The sequence below is a fragment of the Cupriavidus sp. 05T41 genome (assembly GCF_056396525.1).
Window position 1 is genome coordinate 1 of sequence record NZ_JBFTLQ010000225.1, and the last position, 356, is coordinate 356.

General features: G+C 65.2%; 1 protein-coding gene. It reads left to right on the plus strand.

Annotated elements, in window-relative coordinates; all coding sequences use genetic code 11:
- Positions 1-20: 20 nt before the first annotated feature.
- Positions 21-356 (plus strand): hypothetical protein (locus AC1DKV_RS40595; RefSeq protein WP_477139786.1); only part of this gene is annotated, 336 nt, incomplete at its 3' end.

Below are 356 nucleotides of genomic sequence, written 5' to 3' on the forward strand. Positions count from 1 at the left end.
ACCGCCGACATCATCCAGACATGGTGGGAGGGCAACACCACCGACCGCGCCAATATCTTGCCCTGCGAGGCTTCGCGCTGAACCAGAGCGACATCCTCGCGGAGATGGAGCGCACCAGGGAAGCGGCCAAAGCCGCGCCGCTGCCCGTCACCGAGCACGATATCTACGACTACACCGGCAAAGGCCTGGAGCGCGCMAAGACCCTGGGGGACATGTTCGACAAGGCCAACGGGCTGTAYGAGGAAATGGAAAAGGCCGGCCATGCCAGGCTCGCCGGCGGCGCACTCGCCTGGTACACCAGCCTGGGGCGTCAGACATTGCGCCACGCGMCCAAGGGCATGGAGTGGTTCGTCCAC